The sequence below is a fragment of the Janthinobacterium sp. NKUCC06_STL genome, from assembly GCF_019345455.1.
In the GTDB taxonomy this organism is placed as follows: Bacteria; Pseudomonadota; Gammaproteobacteria; order Burkholderiales; family Burkholderiaceae_D; genus Janthinobacterium; species Janthinobacterium rivuli.
In genome coordinates, this window is the sequence record NZ_JAHKQY010000002.1 from 395,573 (window position 1) to 412,931 (window position 17,359).

Here is a 17,359-nt window from a genome sequence, read left to right on the forward strand (position 1 = left end):
GAAGTCATTTGTTTTTCAGCAAGATCGCCTGCATGTGGCTGCCTGGAATCGCGTAAGTGATGCCGCTGGGCGCGCTGATGGCCGTCTCCTTGAGGCCCTTGACGTACACCATGTTGACGATACCGTAGACGAGACCGGTCTCGGGATCAAACAGGGGGCTGCCGCTGCTGCCCGGGTACGCCGTCGCGTCCAGCTGGAACACCGTGTACGGCGCCTTTTGCAACTGCGCCAGGCGGCGCACGTCGAGGCGCTGCGCATTTTCGCTGGGCATGACCACGGGCGTGAGCGATGACACGGTAGCGCGGTGCGTGACGTGGTGCAGTCCCAACAAGGTACCCAGGGGAAATCCTGTAAACGCCATGGCCTGGCCTTCGCGCACCGTGGCCGCGTCGCCCAGCGCCAGGGCGGGCAGAGGCGCGCCCGCCAGGCGCAGCAAGGCCAGGTCGTGTTCCGTGTCCAGCGCCTGGACCTTGGCGGGGCGAAACTGCGCCGCCTCGCCCTGGCCCGTGAGTATGCCGATGACTTCGTTGGGATTGGCGTCGAGCAGTTTCTGGATCACATGGGCGCAGGTCAGCACGCTCAAGCCGTCGCCCGTCACGAAGCCTGTGCCGATGAAGTTCATCGGCGGCGTGCGCGTCTTTTGCAGGCTGCCCACGCCGACGATGGACGGCTTGACGCGCGCGATGGTGTGCGCCAGCGGCGCATCGGCGCGGCAGGGCGCCGCAACCAGGAGCAGAAAAAGGCAGGACAGCAAGGCGGAGAGCAAGGCTTTCATGGCGGTGTACTTTCAACGGGAGGAGATGACACGGGCTGCAGCAGCGCGCACAGCAGCATCAGGTAACACAGCAGGGCGATGCGCGGCACGTCGAGCAGGCTGTCGAACAGGCCGACGACGAGAAAACCCAGCAAGGCAGCGGCGCAGGCCAGCGCGCCTGGATCGCCCCGCGCGGCGCGGCGCAGCAGGCGCTGGCTGGCCGCAGCCAGCAGGGCCAGCATGGACAGGGCGCCGCACCAGCCCGTTTCGACCAGCAAGTGCAAGGCCATGCTTTTGATATGCCACGGCAAGTGGTGGTGGTCGCTGCTGAAAAACCAGTAATTGTTGGCCTGAGTAAAGCGTCCATTGGCGATCAGCTCCTCGCCCCCCTGTGCGCGCAAGCTCAGATTGTCGACTTCGAGCACGGACGAGGTGGCCGTGCCGCTGGCCGCCAGTTCCAGTTGCACGGGCGGACGCAGCAGCCAGGCCCCCGCGCCCAGCCAGGCACTGTCGAACGGCACGTCATAATGCTGCCAAGCGCTGGCCTGCGTGCCGGCCGTTGCAGGGTGCAGGCGCAACGGAACGTTCACGCAGCCTTGTGCATACAGCAATTGCCGCTGGCACAGGCGCACCAGCAGCACGGGCATGGGGCCGGTCCGGCGCACGTCGAGCGCCAGGGTGTAAGGCGTGGCAGGCTGCACGGGAAGGCGTTGCAGCAGCCGCAGCAGTTCGCCATAGCCGGCGCTGTAGCCGGGACTGGCCAGGCGCACATACCTGTTGCCGGGATTGTCCGGGTTGCCGCCTTCCTCGGCATACACGATGCTGGCCGGCACCTCGCGCTGCGGATTGTGCCAGTAATATGTGGCGGGGAAACTGCCGAGCCCCATGCCGAACAGGCGGTCGCCCCAGTCCGATGGCTGCATGGCCAGCACTTGCCGCCAGTGGCGCAAGCGGCCTTGCATGTCGAAGGCGGTGGTGGCGAAACGTTCTGTGGCGTAATAGCTGGCCGAGACGGGTATGGCCAGCAGCAGCAGGATGCCGGCTGCGCCCGCGATGCTCAGGCTGGCCCGGTCCAGCCGCCACAACGGCGGACGCAAGCGGCCATTGCACAACATCAGCGTGGCCAGCCCCACGACGAGGCCGGCGGGCAGCAGGGCCGGCGGTCCGGCCCAGTGCCAGCCTATCCAGGCGAGGTTGCATGCCAGCATGGTCCACGCCATCATTGCCAGGCCCAGCCTGGCCGGCCCTTTGCCGCCAGTGCCGCTGGGCCACAATGCGCCCGCCAGCAGCGCGGCCGCCAGCAAAAACAGGAAATACGGGCCTTTCAGCCAGCCGGCCGTTTGCTGGCCTGTCCCTTCCGGCCACCAGGCGGCCAGCAAGCCCTGCAGACATAGCGCGCACAACAGGCTGGCCGGCGCCAGACGCCACGGCAAGGGCCGCGCCGCCAGCACGAAACTGGCCGCAAGCAGGACGACGGCGGCCAGCAAGCCCCGGTAGCCGGCCAGGCTGAACATGTACACGAGCAGGACCGTGCCCAGACTGGCCAGCAGCAGCATCAGCAAGATTTTGCGCACGGGCGGCTGGCCCGGTGGGTGCCGCGCCGCACCGGGCGCCGTCCGCAGGGTGTGCCAGAATGCCAGCAGCATGGCTGCGGCCAGGGCCGCGTACAAGCCCCGCGAAAAGGTGGTGAATGCCGCGTGCAGGGCCAGGCCCAGCAGCAGCAATGCCAGCGCTGCCTGCCAGCGGCTGCGCGCGCGCGCCAGCCACAGGCCCGCAAACGGCAGGCTCAACGCCAGGTAGCCGTCCAGCGCGGCGCCGCCCGTGTGCATGGCGGAAAACGGCGCCGTGATGCGGTAGTCGCTGGACAAATTCGACAGGCCGGGAAACACGGCCCGTTCCCACAGGGCGAACAGCGACACCATGGCCAGTCCGGCCAGCATGCCCGGCAGCGCGTAGCGGCGCAAGGCGGGAGGATCCGCGTCGCGCAGCAGCAGCGGCAGCAGCAGCATGCTCCAGGCCCAGGCCTTGCCCAGCCGCAAGCTGTTGTAGGGGCTCAGATAGTTATCCCAGGCGTTCAGATCGAGGTGCGGCAGCGGCAGGACGCCGCGCAGCAGCGCCACCAGCCAGGCCAGGCTGCACAGCAGCAAACAGACGCGGGCGGCGGGCGACAGCCGCGCCGCTGCGCCTTGCGCCGGCCCGCCCAGGCGCCAGTAGCCGCAGGCCACCGTCAGCAACAGCAGCAGATCGATTTCTTCCAGGAAGAACCAGCCCGTCCAAGGCGCCAGGTCCAGCACGGGCAGCAGGGCGGGCACGCAGAACAGCCAGCTGGCGGGACGCCAGCACAGCAGCAGAAAATATGCGGGCAGCAGGATGGCAAACAGCAGGCCGGGCCAGCCGTGGCCCAGCGGATAGTGGCGCAAGGCCAGCACGCAGGCCGCGCCCGCCAGCAGGGCCAGCGGCCGCGCCACCACGCCGGGCATGGCCGCGTGGACAGCCATGGCCTACAGCTGGGTCAGCAGGGCTTGCGCTGCGGCCCGCTGCGGAAAGTCCTTGTTGGCGGCAAGCAATTGTTCCAGCTGCTTGCGCGCGCCGCCCTTGTCGCCCGATTTCGCCAGCGCCGCGCCCAGGTGGTACGCCACCTCGGGCGACTTCGGCGCCAGCGCCGCCGCCTTGCGCAGCAGGGCCGTGGCGCGCTTGACGTCGCCTTGCTCCAGCACGATCCAGCCCAGGGTGTCGAGCACGGCGGGATTGTCGGGTGCCAGCTTCAGCGCCTGCTCGGCCGTGGCCTGCGCGCGCGGATCTTTTTCCTGCTGATACGCCCAGGCCAGGTCGTTCAAGGCCACCACATTGGCCCCATCCTTGGCGACGACGTACTGGAAGTGCTCGATGGCGGCGCGGTATTGCTTTGCCGCCAGCCGGGTGCCCGCCAGGTAGGTGCGGGTCGGCAAGTCTTCCGGATGCGCCTTCAGCCAGGTGGCCATGCGCGCCTCGGCTTCGCGTTCTTGCCCGGACGCCTGCAAGGCGCGGTACAGCTGCACCTGCAAGGGACCGATGGGGCTGATGCCGAAGGCGTGCTGGTACAGCTTGACGGCTTGCTGCGGCAGCTTTTGCTCCATCAGCACGTCGCCCTCGAGCTTGTAGCCGGCCGCCAGCTTCGGCTGCTGCTCCTGCACTTGCCGCGCCACGGCCAGCGCCTCGCGCTGCCGGTTCAGGGTCAGCAGCATCGCCACTTCCACCACGCGCGCTTCGAGCAGGGCCGGGTCAAGCGCCTGCGCCCGCTTGACGGCTTGCAGCGCATTGTGATGGTCGCCCAGCGCCAGGTGCAGGCTGGCGATGCGCATCTGCAGGGGCGCGGACGTGGTCTGTATGCTGGCCAGCTTGTTGTAGCTGTCGAGCGCGGCTGGCGCCAGGCCGGCGCTGTATTCCACCTGGGCGCGCAGGGCCAGCGCATCGGCGTCGCCCGGATGGCCCGTTTGCAAGGTGCGCGCCAGTTCCAGCGCCTTGTCGGGTGCACCCGTCTTCAGGTAAAAGTTACTCAGCAGCAGGGCCGGCGCGACGGCGTCGGGATTGTCGCGGTGGGCCCGCTCGAGCCAGCGCCGCGCCTCGTCCGTCTTGCCTTGCGACGCGGCCAGCTTGGCCAGCGCCGCGCACAGGTCGGCATTCTTCGGCGCTTTTGCCAGCGCCCGCTCGAAGTGCTGCCTGGCCTGTTCCGGCTTTTTCTCGGCCAGGTCGATCTGCGCCAGGTTGTTCAGCGCGGGTAAATAGATAGGGTCCATGCCCAGGGCTTGCTCGAAACTGGCGCGCGCGGCCGGTAAATCGCGCAAGGCCAGGTAGACGCCGCCTTTCAGGTTCAGCAGCAAGGGATTCGTGCCTTTCTGCTGTTGCTCCATCATCTTGACGCTGGCCAGGGCCTTGTCGTTCTGCTTGTTGCGTAGCAAGGTCATCACCAGCATGGTGCCTGCTTGCGGCGTGCTCTTGTCGAGCATGCTGGCGCGTTCCAGTTCATTGATGGCGCGGCTGTGCTCGCCCATGCCCAGGCGGCTGATGCCCAGCGCCGCGTGCAGCCTGGCCGTGTCCGGCGCCAGGGTGCTGGCCTGTTCGAAATACGCCGTCGCCTTGTCGTACTGGCGCGCGCGCAAGTGGGCTTCGCCGGCCAGCGACAGCAATTCCACGTCGTCGGGGAAGGCGGCCAGCATCGGTTGCAGCAAGTCGATGGCCGCATCGGTCTTGCCACGCATCAATTCGATCGACGCCATCATCTTGACGGCATACAAGTGTTTGGGATACACGGCGAGGAAGCGCCGCAGGTAGTTTTCCGCCTGCGGCGGCGAGCCGAGCGCCAGTTGCACGGCGCCGGCCAGCAGGATGGACGGCATGTGATCAGGCGCCGCCTTGAGCACTAGTTGCAAGGCTTGCAAGGCCGTCTTGTTCTTGCCCTGGCGGAAATCGAGCAGCGCCTGGGCTTGCAGCAAACCCAGACTGTTGGGCGCCGTCTTGCGCGCCGTGGCCAGCTGGGCCGCCGCTTCCCCGTAGCGGTTTTCCACGATATCGAGGTTGGCCAGGTCGATGTGCGCCTGGGTATTGTCCGGTTTTATCTTGAGAATCTGCATGTAGGCGAGCCGCGCCGCGCCGTTCTTGCCTTGCAGGCGCAGCAGGTCGCCCTGCAGACGCAAGGCGTCGAGGTTGACGGGCGCGCTTTTCAGGGCTTGCGCCAGCAGCAGCTCGGCCGCCGTCACTTGCTGGTCCAGCGCCGCCAGGCGGGCCAGGCCCAGCAAGGCTTCGACTTGGTCCGGATGGGCTTCGAGCAGGCGCGAGTACAGGGCACGGGCCTCGTCCCGGCGGCCCAGGGCCAGCAAGGCATCGCCGCGCAGGGCCAGCACGCTGGCGGGCTGCGCCGCATCGTCGGCGATCTCGGCCAGCACCTTGTCGAACTGGCCCAGCATCAGCCAGGCCTTGCCCAGCAGCGGCATCACTTGCTGCGAAGCGAGGCCCAGCGACATTGCCTTGCGCAATTCTTTCTCTGCCGACAGCGCTTCGCCCGTGTCGATATAGATGCTGCCCAGCAGCAAGCGCGCGGCCGCGTTGTCCGGCTCCTTTTGCAGCAGGTTCTTCAACTGGATAATGGCCGCCCGCGCTTCGCCTTTCTGGCGGTACTGCTGCGCGTCGGCCAGCAGGCTTTCGCTGCTCTGCGTGCCGTGGCAAGCCGTCAGCAGGGGTAGCAGCAAAGTACAGCACAGCGCAACGGCGGGCAGGCCAGGGAAAGGGCGGGGCAGGGAACGGGCCATGGAAGTCTCCGGTAGCGGCGTGCATGAGGGATCGGCATGGCCTAGCTTAAAAAGATGGCCGCCGGTCTCCTTGATTGCGCTCAACAAGCCGCCGATTGTCGGCGTGCATGCTGGCCGCTGCCCCGTGTTTCTTGTTCCCGCTCAAGAATCGCCGAATCGGCAACCGTAGAATTTCCCGGACGGCGATGCTCGGGCCGCAACTTTTCGGAGCACAGACATATGGACAGCAAGGTGGATAGCAAGGGCGGCGTGGTGGCGGTGGTGGGGCTCGGTTATGTGGGCTTGCAGCTGGCCGTGGCGTTTGGCATGCGCCAGCGCACGATCGGCTTTGACTTGTCGGCCCGCAAGGTGGAAAGCTACCGGCGCCACATCGACCCGACGGGCGAAGTCAGCCATGAACAGTTGCTGGCGGCGCAAGGGCTGAGCGTCGGCTGCGACCCGGCCGAGCTGCAACTGGCCGACTTCATCGTCGTGGCCGTGCCCACGCCCGTCGACAGCGCGCACAATCCCGATTTCTCCGCCCTGGCCGGCGCCAGCGCGGCCGTCGGCCGCCACATGCGGCGCGGCGCCATCGTCATCTACGAGTCCACCGTATATCCGGGCGCCACCGAAGAAATCTGTATCCCCATCCTCGAGCAGCATTCGGGCCTGCGCTGGAAGGAAGACTTTCATGTGGGCTTTTCGCCCGAGCGCATCAACCCCGGCGACCGGGACCACACCCTGCACAGCATCCGCAAGGTGGTCTCGGGCGACGACGACGCCACCCTGGAGCAAGTGGCGGCGCTGTACGAAGGCGTGGTCGAGGCCGGTGTGCACCGGGCATCGAGCATCAAGGTGGCCGAGGCTGCCAAGGTGATCGAAAACACGCAGCGCGACCTGAACATCGCACTGATGAACGAACTGGCCATCATCTTCGACCGCATCGGCATCGACACCCTGGAAGTGCTGCAGGCGGCGGGCACGAAGTGGAATTTCCTGCCGTTCCGGCCCGGTCTGGTGGGCGGCCACTGCATCGGCGTCGACCCATACTATTTGACGCACAAGGCGGAAATGCTGGGTTACCACCCGCACGTGATCCTGGCCGGGCGCCGCATCAACGACGGCATGGCCAAGTTCGTGGCGGAAAAGACCATCAAGGAAATGGTGCGCGCGGGCTTCAAATTGAAAGGGGCGCACGTGAACGTGCTGGGCCTGACTTTCAAGGAAAATTGCCCCGACCTGCGCAACTCGAAAGTGGTCGACATGATTCACGAGCTGCAATCGTATGGCGTGCAGGTGCACGTGCACGACCCCGTCGCCGATGGCCGCGAAGCGCTGGAAGAATACGGCTTGACCCTGGAAAGCTGGGAACAGCTGCCGCGGGCCGAGGCCATCATCAGCGCCGTCTCGCACCAGGCCCTGCTGGCCCGCCCGCTGGCGGACTTCCAGGGCAAGGTGCTGGAAAACGGTTGCTTCATCGACATCAAATCGCATTTCGACCCGCGTCCGCTCGAGGACGGCGGCTTGCACGTGTGGCGGCTGTGATGGCGGCCGATGCCTTCGAGCGGGTAGCAAACACGGCGCAAGGCGCCCCCGCCGGCGGCCCGGCTGCCGGTGCGTATGCGCAAGCCTGTGCGCAGCTGGCGCAAACGCCGCGGCGCTGGCTGGTGACGGGCGTGGCCGGCTTCATCGGTTCCCATCTGCTGGAAACCTTGCTGAAGCTGGGACAGGAAGTGCGCGGGCTCGACAATTTCATGACGGGCCACCGCCACAACCTGGAGCAAGTGCGCGCCAGCGTGGGAGAAGATGCATGGCGGCGCTTCACTTTCATCGAAGGCGACATCCGCGACCCGCAAGCGTGCGCGCGCGCGTGCGGCGTGCCGGCGCAGGCTGGCAGTGCCGATGGCAGCGAGGCAGACGGCGAGCCGGAAGGTGAAATAGATGCGGCCGATGGCGCCAGCGACGGCAGGGGCAGCAGCTTGGGCAAGCGCGGGCGTGCCAGTGCGGGCGCCCCCGCCACCGCTGGCGTCGCCGTCGATTATGTGCTGCACCAGGCGGCGCTCGGTTCCGTCTCGCGTTCGCTGGAAGATCCGCTGCTGTGCCACGCCGTCAATGTCAGCGGTTTCCTCAACATGCTGGCCGCCGCACGGGACGCGGGCGTGCGGCGCTTCGTATATGCGGCCTCGAGCGCCACGTATGGCGACCATCCGGCCTTGCCGAAAGTGGAACAGCACATCGGCGCGCCCCTGTCACCGTATGCCTTGAGCAAATATGTCAACGAACTGTATGCACAGGTGTATGCGCGCTGCTACGCCATGCAGACGGTGGGACTGCGCTATTTCAATGTCTTCGGTCCGCGCCAGGATCCGCTGGGCGCCTATGCGGCCGTCATTCCCCGCTGGATCGCCGCCATGCTGGACAATCAGGCCGTGCACATCCATGGCGATGGCGCCACCAGCCGCGACTTCTGCTTCGTGCACAACGCCGTGCAAGCGAATATCCTGGCCGCCACGCGCGCCGACCCGGCGGCCGTCAACCAGGTCTACAACGTGGCCGTCAACGCCCGCACCAGCCTGACGCAGCTGCACGCCACCATGCAGCAGATGCTGCTTGCCGCCCGTCCGCAGCACGTGCCGCTGGCGCCACACTATGGCGAGTTCCGCGCCGGCGACGTGCGCCATTCGCAGGCGGACATCGCCAAGGCGGCCCGCTTGCTCGGTTATGCCCCCACACACGACCTGGCGCAAGGCTTGCGGCACACCATCGCCTGGTATGTGGCGCAGGCGGGCCGGGCTTGATGGCCGGGCCGGCCAGGCGTGAGGCACATACCCGCCGGTCAGTTGGCCAGCCGTGAAGCACATGCCGGCAGGCCAGTTGGCTAGCGTGAGAAACAGGCAGCCCAGGCCGAGGGACACGCTGGCCGGACACGCTGGCCGTGCTTGAGCGTTCAATATTGCACGGGTGGCGCTGTCGGCGTTGCTGACGTTGTTGATGATGCTGCCGGCGCGGGCGGTTCCGGTATGCCCTCGCTCTTGCTGCGCAGAATCCGCGGCGTGCCCCGAAAATCCGCCGTATGCAGGGTGACGGGGCGGCGCCAGATGCGGGCGATGTACGCCAGTACCTGCTCCGCCCGCTCCAGGTCGAGGCCGCGCCCGTCGCGCTGGTGATCGTGGCGCAGCACCAGGCTGCCGTCGTCGTTGAGCAAGGTGACGGCGATGCACGGCGCGCCATAGTTGTATTTGGGCGCCAGGATGGCTTCGCGGATGGCCCGCAAGTCGCGGCTGGCCATGCGCGTTTCGCCGTCGCGGCGACTTTCATGCACGAACAGGCCCAGGCGGTCAGCCAGTTCGTCGTCCAGATAGTTGCGGATGAAGCTGCAGTCATCGTCGTCGCGGCAAATCTGGCGGGCCCGGGCCAGTCCTTCGCGCTCGATGATGTGTTCCCACATACAAAAGCCCAGGTGATAGGGGTTGACGGCCAGCGCTTGCTGGTGCTCGCCCGCGTAAGGGCGCACCACGTCAGAGTGCGACTTGATGGCGGACAGATACAGGGCCGGCGGCAGGAAGTCGGCTTCGCGCAGCAGCCGCGCGTGCCAGTACGAAGCCCAGCCTTCGTTCATGATCTGGCAGGCGTACACGGGATAGAAGTAGAACGACTCTTCGCGCACGGCCAGGAAAATGTCGCGCTCCCAGTCAGCCAGCTCCGGCCCATATTGCGCGATGAACCACAGTAAATCGTATTCGGGCTGCGGCGGCAGGAGAGGGCGTTGCGTCACGCGTACCCGTGCGGCCTCGTGCGCCGCCAGCGCGGCCGCTTCACCGGGCAGGCGCCGGTAGCGTTGCGTAAAAGGATAGTCTGTGCCGACCGCGTCTTGCGTGCCGGCCACGCCCGGCGGCACGGATCGTGCGGATGGAACGGAGTAGGGCGGGCGGTGCAGCTCGGCATGGATGTCCACGTGCTGCTCCAGCGCCAGTGCCGCGTCGAGCACGGCTTCCACCTGCTCTTGCCCGTGGCGTTGCAGCGCCATTTCCAGACGTTGCGCCCGCGCCGCGCTCTGTTCCAGGATGCGCTGGCCCGCCATGGCGCCGAAACGCAGGAACAGGGAGTTGCGGCTGGCGAAATCGGCGTGGCCCAGCACGTGGGCCGTGACGAGGGTGTTTTCGGCCACGGAATTATGTTCGGCCATGTAGGCATGGCAAGGGTCGCCGGGAAACATGACTTCGAACATATGCGAGTTGCCCATCTTTTGATGCACGAGCTGGTGGATGTAGCGCACGCCGAACGACCAGTGGCGCATGCGCACGGGCAAACCATAGATGGCGATCTCGGCCATGAAGCTGTCCGGCACCAGTTCGAACTCGACGGGTGCAAACTCCAGCCCCAGTTCCCGCGCCAGCACTTCGATGCGCGCCGCGTAGCCGTCCAGGCCGGCAGTGTCAGCCTGCGTCATGGTGTTTCCTCCGCATCGGCCGCCTCGTGCTGGAAAAAGGTGCGGATGGCCGCCCAGATATCGTCATTCCTGCTGAGGATGCTGCTGTGCAAGGGCAAGCCGCGCCGTTCCTGCTCGGCAAACAGGCTGTGCATTTCCGTTTCCAGGCTGCGCGGCACGCCGGGCACGGTTTCCACATAGCCCATATAGTTGAGCAAGGCGGCCAGTTCACCGAGGGCCAGGCTGGCCGGACCGCGGTCTTCGCTGAAATTCTCGCCATCGGAGGCATAGAACAGGTAGGCGTTGTAGCGGCCCGGCGCGTAGTGTTCCTGCAGCAGTTCGCGGCTCAGGCGGAAGGCAGTGGAAGCCATAGTGCCGCCCATGCCGTTGACCTGGAAGAACTCGGCCTCGGAAAATTCCCAGGCCCGCGTCGTATGGGCGATAAAGCGCGTTTCCACGCGCGCATACCTGCGGCGCAATCCTTGCAAGGCAAAGAAAAAGAAGGATTTGGCCAGCCTGCGTTCGGCCTGCCCCATGCTGGCCGACACGTCCAGCACGAAAAACACGACGGCATTCGCGCTGGGCCGGGGCTGTTGCAGCACTTGGCGGTAGCGCAAGTCTTCATTGGTGAAGGGCACCGGCTGGGCTTGCAAGGCGCGCCGCTTGATCGCTTCCTTGACGGTGCGCCGCCGGTCCAGGCGCGAACGGGCGCCATGGCGGTCCAGGCCGCTACGCACGAGCCGCACGTCGTCGATGGCGCCCAGGTGGCGGGGTTTGAGGTGCGGCAATTCGAAGGTTTCCCACAGCCAGTCGAGTATGTCGCCGAGGGGAAACTCGAGCAGCAGGCGCACCGCTCCCTCGCCATCACCGCCTTCGCCTTGCGTTCCCGCTCCGCCCGTGGCGGCGGGATGGGGTGCGCGCAGGATATCGCCGGGTTGGCCGTCGCCCTGGCCCGCGCCCACGCTGTTGCGCGCTGGCGCCAGGCGGAAACGCGCATGCTCGAGCAGGTGCATGGGCACTTGCACCGTGCGCTGCTGCGGCCCGCCGATCAGGTCAGGTGTGGCGATCAGCTCGGGCAAGTGCGCCTGCACGGCGTCGCGCACTTTCTGGTTGTGGCGCAGCCAGTCGCGCGCGCCGCGCGAGAACAGCCCGTACCAAGGCCGCGCCAGGGCCGGCGCGGCGGAAGCAGGCGAGGTCGTGGCGGCCATGGCTATTCCTGCGCCAGCAAGGTGGTCACGTAGTTGAGCGCTTCGCGCGCGCTGTGGGCGTCATAGCCGTATTCGTCGACCAGGCGCTGCTCGACGGCGGAGATTCTGGCCCGCACGTCGTCATCGGGGCGCTTGGCCGAGCCGACCAGGCGCAGCACGTCGCGCCGCTGCTCGAACAGATATTGCTGGATGGCGTCGTGCAATTGCGCATGGCTGCCCAGGCCAAAGGCTTCGCCCCGCTTGAAGGCGCTCATGGCCTTGCGCACCACTTCTTGCCGGAAAGATTGCTTGCCCGAGTCGCTGATGTGGATTTTTTCTTCCACGGCGCGCAGGAAGCGCTCGTCTGGCCGGCGCTCTTCGCTGGTGATGGGATCGCGGATCTGGCGGTTGTCGAGCATGGCTTCGACTTCATCGAGATATTTGTTCAGCAAGTCTTGCGCTTCCTGCTCGAACGACACGAACAGGGCCTTGTGCACGTCGGCCTTGACCCAGCGGTTATAGAAATCCTTGCGCGTGAGCACCAGGTAATCGACCCATTTGCGCTTGCGCCGGGGCTCGATGCGCGCATCGTTTTCGATGCCGTCCTTCAGGGCCAGCAGCACGTCCATGGTCGACAGGCTGTTGCGCTGGGCGGAAATGATGGCGTGCGACAGGGCATTGATGACGAAACGGGGAGATACGCCCGACAGGCCCTCGTCGGGCGATTTGTCGCGTTCGCGCATGCGGCGGATGTCGGCCGGCTGCAAGTCGTCGACGTCTTCGTTGGCGTACACGCGCAGTTTCTTGACCAGTTCGGCTTCCTTGTCGTCGCCTTCGGGCAGACGGCTGAGGATGGCAAACACGGCCGCCGCATGCAGCACGTGCGGATCGAGGTGCACGTCGCGGAAGGCGGGCGCGGCCGCCAGGATCAGCTTGCGGTAAATGCGCGCTTCTTCGCGGTAATTGAGCGTGTACGGCACTTGCACGATGACCATGCGGTCGAGCAGCGCCTCGTTTTCGCTTTCTTGCAGAAACTTGCGAAATTCGGCCAGGTTCGTGTGCGCGAGGATGGTTTCGTCGAGGTAAATCAGGGGAAAGCGCGAGACCTTGACATTCTTTTCCTGTGTCAGGGTCAACAGCAGGTAGAGAAATTCCCGTTTGACCTTGAGGATCTCGATCATTTCCAGCATGCCGCGGCTGGCCGCATACACGGCGCCCGACCACGACCAGGCGCGCGGGTCGCCTTCGTCGCCGTACTGCGCCACTTTCGACAGGTCGACGGAGCCGACCAGGTCGGCCAGGTCGGCCGTGGTGGGATCGTGCGGCGCATACGTGCCGATGCCGCACCGGCCCGCCTCGGACAGGTGGATGCGCTCGACGGGCATGCGCAGGAAGTCGCCCGCATACTGTTCCTCCAGGCGGGCGCGGCAGTGTGGACACAGTTCGCCGTGCAGCTCGGCATCATAGCTGGCGCGAAAGTCGGCGCGCATGCTGTGCGGCACCAGATGCAGCGGCGACTCGTGCACGGGACAGCCGGCGATGCCGTACAGCGCGCCTTCGCTGCTGTGGCTGTATTCTTCCAGCCCCCGCTTGAGCAGGATTACCATGGTCGACTTGCCGCCCGATGGCGGCCCCAGCAACAGCAGCATGCGCCGGCCCACCTCGGAGCCGGCGGCGGCCGCCTTGAAGTAGGCGGCGACCCGGTCGATCGCCTCGTCGATGCCGAACAGCTCGTCGTCGAACAGGCGGCAGCGGAAACGTCCGGCGTCGTCCGTCTGGCCGTTCCAGCGCATCATGTCCCACAGGTACTGGTGCGCGCTGCGCGTCAGCAGGGCGGCACGGCCGGGCAGGATCTGCTCGATGAAGTCGGCGAAACTGCCGCGCCAGGGGCTGATGCGGTGTTTTTCCGCCCAGGCCGCCATGCCGTGCATAAAACCGGCATGCTGGCCTGCTTGCTCGCCCGCGGGCGCGTCGTCGTGGCGTGTCATGTCTTGGCGTGTCATACCAGGGCTCGTCATTGTTTCCCCATCCATACCGTTGCTGCCGTGGAGCAGCCGTGGAGCAGGCCCGGTTCCAGCCTGTCAGTCAAGTATACGGCGCAGCCTCTGGCCGCACGCCTGATCTCGCTCAACCCTGACGACGGAACTATTTTGATCCTCGCTCGCCCTGGCAGGAAGGGCGGCCATGCGTCGGCGCGGTTCAATCCAGATCAATACCGGCCGGCGCAGCCCGCCCACACTGGTGCTTCGAAATGACCAACGAGGAGAACATCATGATAGGTAACGAGAATGGTTTCAGCGCCCCGCCTGGCGGCAGCGGCAGGGGGCAAAGCGCGGATGATGAAGAGGCCGTCGGGCAATTTTCCGCCCCCGGCGAAGACGACAATACGATCGAGAGCGCGTCCGTCTCGGACGTGCCCGACGCCTTGAGCGGCGTCAGCATGGAATTGCTGGAAATCAAGCGCAGCATCGAAGACGGCATGCGCCAGTCCATTTCCCAGGCGGCCGGCGTGCGCGCGGCCGACGCCTTCAGTGACGGCGGCAATATCCAGGGTGTGTCCATCGGCCTGGGCGAGGGCGCCAGCGACAGCTCGTCCGGCGAGCCAGGCATGCCGGCCCTGACCCTGTACGTGGCCGAGCCCACTTCCGTCGACCGCGCCAAGGCCGCCATCGTGGGAGCCATGGGCGTGCGCGCCGTGGCCAGCGACAGCGTGCCCGTCAACATCGTCGTCACGGGCGTGATCGATGCGCAACCGCACCGTTTCCGCCTGCGTCCGGCGCCAGGCGGCGTGTCCGTCGGGCATTTCCGCATCACGGCCGGCACCATCGGCTGCCTGGCCGTGGGGCGCAGCGCGCCGCGCAACAGCCGCTTGATGATACTTAGCAATAACCACGTGCTGGCCAATTCCAATGGCGGCGTGTTCAACGACTGCATCGTGCAGCCTGGCCCCATCGACGGCGGCCGCTGCCCGCAAGACCAGGTGGCCGTGCTTGAACGCTTCGTGCCCATCAATTTCAGCGGCGGCGTCAATTTTGTCGATTGCGCCACCGGCTGGGCCTGGCCAGACAGGGTGCGTCCCGAACTGGTCTACCTGAGTGGCGGCGTGCCCGCCTACTTTCGCATCAGCAATGCGCTGGTGGCGCCCGCGCTGGGCATGATGGTCGGCAAGTCCGGCCGCACAACGCAGTTGACGCAGGGCCGCATCACGGGCCTGGGCGCCACCATCAACGTCAATTACGGCGGCGGCAGGATCGCGCTGTTCCAGGACCAGATCGCCATCACGGGCGTGAGCGGGGCGTTCAGCGCGGGCGGCGACTCCGGCTCGTCCATCTGGACCTGGAACCAGCAGCGCAATCCCGTCGGCCTGCTGTTTGCGGGAGGCAATAACATCACCTTTGCCAACCAGATGCGGCGCGTGGTGGTGGCGCTCGACATCAATTTGTACACCTGAGCACGCTTTTACGACCAGGCGAGGCGCCTTGCATAACGCCACTTTTTGCACGATGATGATCTTGGGCAAGGGACGCCGCCACGCCTGGTTCGGGCTGGCGAAGCGTGCGGCAACGCCGGATGGGCGGGTGTATCATGGAAAGCATCAGGAGGGTCTGTCATGTCAAACAGTAAATTCGCACAATCGCCATATGGCGTCTTCGAGGACGCCGCCATGCCGTATTTGCCGGATGAGACCCCTGGACAGGGCACGGGACAGTACGCCCCTGCCGCGCCCCAGGGCCGCCTGGAAGCGGCAAAGCGCCGCAACGAGCGGGCGCTGATGGCCATCGATGGCGTGGAAGGCGTCAGCGTGGGGCAAACGGCCGTGGGCAAGGAGGCGCTCGTCGTGTACCTGCGCGACTCGTCCGTCAAGCGGCGCGTGCCTTCGCAGGTCGAGGGTTATCCGGTGGAAACGAGCATCACGGGCCAGATCGATATCCAGCGCTGGTAGACTGGTGGACCCTGCGGCCTGACAGCATTGCCGTGGATCGCTGCGGCGGAAGGCCCGTTGCCAGGCCTTCCGGATTCACTTTCAGCCTGCCTTATTTGCTCAGGCGGCCGATCGCTTCGGCCACGCCCGCGCCATAGGCGGGGTCGCACAGGGTGCAGTTGCCGATGTGGCGTTGCTTGACTTGTTCCGAGGCGCCCGAGATGGCGCGCGCCGTGTTGTCGAACAAGGCTTGCTGCTGCGCCGCGCTCATCAGGCGGAACAGGGCGCGCGGCTGCGAATAGTAATCCTCGTCGACCCGGTGGTTCCAGTGGTCGGCCGCGCCCTCGATGCTGAGCGGCGGCTCGCGGAAGTCCGGTTGCTCGGCCCATTCCTGCTCGCTGTTCGGTTCATAGCCCAGGGTGCCGCCCATGTTGCCGTCGACCCGCATCTGGCCGTCGCGGTGATAGCTGTGGAACGGGCACTTCGGCGCGTTGACGGGGATATGGCTGTGGTTGACGCCGAGGCGGTAGCGCTGCGCGTCGCCATACGAAAACAGCCGGCCTTGCAACATCTTGTCCGGCGAAAAGCTGATGCCGGGCACCACGTTGGCCGGGTTGAAGGCTGCCTGTTCCACTTCGGCGAAGTGGTTGTCGGCATTGCGGTTCAGTTCCAGCACGCCCACTTCGATCAGCGGATAGTCGCCGTGCGGCCAAACTTTCGACAGGTCGAAGGGGTTGAGGTGATACGTGCCTGCCTCTTTTTCCGGCATGATCTGCACGTACAGGGTCCAGCGGGGGAAATCCTTGTTTTCGATGCTTTCGTACAGGTCGCGGTGCGAGCTTTCGCGGTCCTTGCCGACCAGTTCCTCGGCTTCCTGGTCCGTCAGGTTTTGGATGCCTTGCTGGGTTTTCAAGGTGAACTTGACCCAGAAACGCTCGTTTTGCGCATTCAGGAAGCTGAAAGTGTGGCTGCCGAAGCCGTGCATGTGGCGGAAGCTGCGCGGCAAGCCACGGTCGCTCATCACCACCGTCACCTGGTGCAGCGCTTCGGGCAGCGAAGTCCAGAAATCCCAGTTGCTGTTGGCGCTGCGCAAGCCCGTGCGCGGGTCGCGCTTGATGGCGTGATTCAGATCGGGAAATTTCAAGGGGTCGCGCATGAAGAAGACGGGCGTATTGTTGCCGACCAGGTCCCAGTTGCCTTCTTCCGTGTAAAACTTCAGGGCGAAGCCGCGGATATCGCGTTCCGCATCCGCCGCGCCCCGTTCGCCGGCCACCGTGGAAAAGCGCGCGAACATCGGCGTTTTCTTGCCCACTTCGCCAAAGATTTTTGCCCGCGTGTAGCGCGTGATGTCATGCGTGACGGTAAACGTGCCGTGCGCGCCGGAACCCTTGGCATGCATGCGGCGCTCGGGGATGACTTCGCGGTCGAAGTGGGCCAGCTTTTCCAGGAACCACACATCTTGCAGCAGGGCGGGGCCGCGTGGACCGGCCGTCTGGATGTTCTGGTTGTCGACAACAGGCGCGCCAAAGGCGGTGGTCAGCTTTTTCATTGGACTCTTTCTTTCATGGCTAGGCAGAGCAATGGACGCACCGGCGCTACTCAAGCACTGGCTGGGTTGAATGAACACTCACCGGGCTGGTCCAGAGTAAAATTTCTAAAATGCAAACCAGTGTAAACTTTTTTGTGCGGGATGGTTTGCCACGCCGCCCGAGCAAGCTCAGGCGGCGTACTTGCATCATAAGCGCTCAATGCCTGCCGCTCCCGCACGCTTGCAAGTTGCAAGTATATAAAGGCAGGTCTTGA

General features: G+C 65.8%; 11 protein-coding genes. 4 read left to right on the forward strand and 7 right to left on the reverse strand.

Translation table 11 applies throughout. The annotated features are described in order from the left end of the window. Nucleotides 1–4: 4 nt before the first annotated feature. The 3 genes from KO539_RS10705 to prsT are packed head-to-tail and all read right to left on the reverse strand — an operon-like array spanning nt 5 to nt 6,039. Nucleotides 5–775: a serine protease gene (locus tag KO539_RS10705; protein WP_035818781.1), complete on the reverse strand. Its 771-nt coding sequence runs from the start codon at nt 773–775 to the stop codon at nt 5–7. Continuing rightward, complete coding sequence (locus KO539_RS10710; RefSeq protein WP_219309118.1) at nt 772–3,252, reverse strand: hypothetical protein; 2,481 nt, start codon at nt 3,250–3,252, stop codon at nt 772–774. Before KO539_RS10710 ends, KO539_RS10705 begins: the two co-directional genes overlap by 4 nt. Nucleotides 3,253–3,255: 3 nt before the next feature. Further along, the gene (prsT, locus tag KO539_RS10715; protein ID WP_219309119.1) at nt 3,256–6,039 is read right to left on the reverse strand and encodes an XrtA/PEP-CTERM system TPR-repeat protein PrsT; all 2,784 of its coding nucleotides are present in this window, start codon (nt 6,037–6,039) and stop codon (nt 3,256–3,258) included. Between the two features lie 219 nt (nt 6,040–6,258). On the opposite strand from prsT, the gene KO539_RS10720 reads away from it, so the two are divergent. Both KO539_RS10720 and KO539_RS10725 read left to right on the forward strand, forming a co-directional pair. After that, nucleotides 6,259–7,563, forward strand: a complete 1,305-nt coding sequence (locus KO539_RS10720; RefSeq protein WP_219309120.1) for a nucleotide sugar dehydrogenase — start codon at nt 6,259–6,261, stop codon at nt 7,561–7,563. After that, nucleotides 7,563–8,816: an SDR family oxidoreductase gene (locus tag KO539_RS10725; protein ID WP_219309122.1), complete on the forward strand. Its 1,254-nt coding sequence runs from the start codon at nt 7,563–7,565 to the stop codon at nt 8,814–8,816. Before KO539_RS10720 ends, KO539_RS10725 begins: the two co-directional genes overlap by 1 nt. A 149-nt stretch (nt 8,817–8,965) precedes the next feature. On the opposite strand, the gene KO539_RS10730 is transcribed toward KO539_RS10725, so the two are convergent. Genes KO539_RS10730 through KO539_RS10740 form a run of 3 tightly spaced genes read right to left on the reverse strand, consistent with a single transcriptional unit; the run spans nt 8,966 to nt 13,637 of the window. Continuing rightward, the gene (locus KO539_RS10730) at nt 8,966–10,468 is read right to left on the reverse strand and encodes a SpoVR family protein (RefSeq protein ID WP_219309124.1); all 1,503 of its coding nucleotides are present in this window, start codon (nt 10,466–10,468) and stop codon (nt 8,966–8,968) included. Beyond that, nucleotides 10,465–11,655: a DUF444 family protein gene (locus KO539_RS10735; RefSeq protein ID WP_219309126.1), complete on the reverse strand. Its 1,191-nt coding sequence runs from the start codon at nt 11,653–11,655 to the stop codon at nt 10,465–10,467. Before KO539_RS10735 ends, KO539_RS10730 begins: the two co-directional genes overlap by 4 nt. A 2-nt stretch (nt 11,656–11,657) precedes the next feature. Then, nucleotides 11,658–13,637 (reverse strand): serine protein kinase, encoded by a 1,980-nt coding sequence (locus KO539_RS10740; RefSeq protein ID WP_257626232.1) that lies wholly within the window; start codon nt 13,635–13,637, stop codon nt 11,658–11,660. Between the two features lie 269 nt (nt 13,638–13,906). Here KO539_RS10740 and KO539_RS10745 point away from each other — a divergent pair, with 269 nt between their 5' ends. Both KO539_RS10745 and KO539_RS10750 read left to right on the forward strand, forming a co-directional pair. Continuing rightward, nucleotides 13,907–15,085, forward strand: coding sequence for a S1 family peptidase (locus KO539_RS10745; protein WP_219309128.1), 1,179 nt, complete (start codon nt 13,907–13,909; stop codon nt 15,083–15,085). Between the two features lie 159 nt (nt 15,086–15,244). Then, nucleotides 15,245–15,577 (forward strand): hypothetical protein, encoded by a 333-nt coding sequence (locus KO539_RS10750; RefSeq protein WP_219309130.1) that lies wholly within the window; start codon nt 15,245–15,247, stop codon nt 15,575–15,577. Nucleotides 15,578–15,668: 91 nt separating this feature from the next. Here KO539_RS10750 and KO539_RS10755 read toward each other — a convergent pair whose 3' ends face one another. Beyond that, entirely contained in the window at nt 15,669–17,105 is a 1,437-nt protein-coding gene (locus KO539_RS10755) for a catalase (RefSeq protein ID WP_219309131.1), read from the reverse strand. Nucleotides 17,106–17,359: the final 254 nt, after the last annotated feature.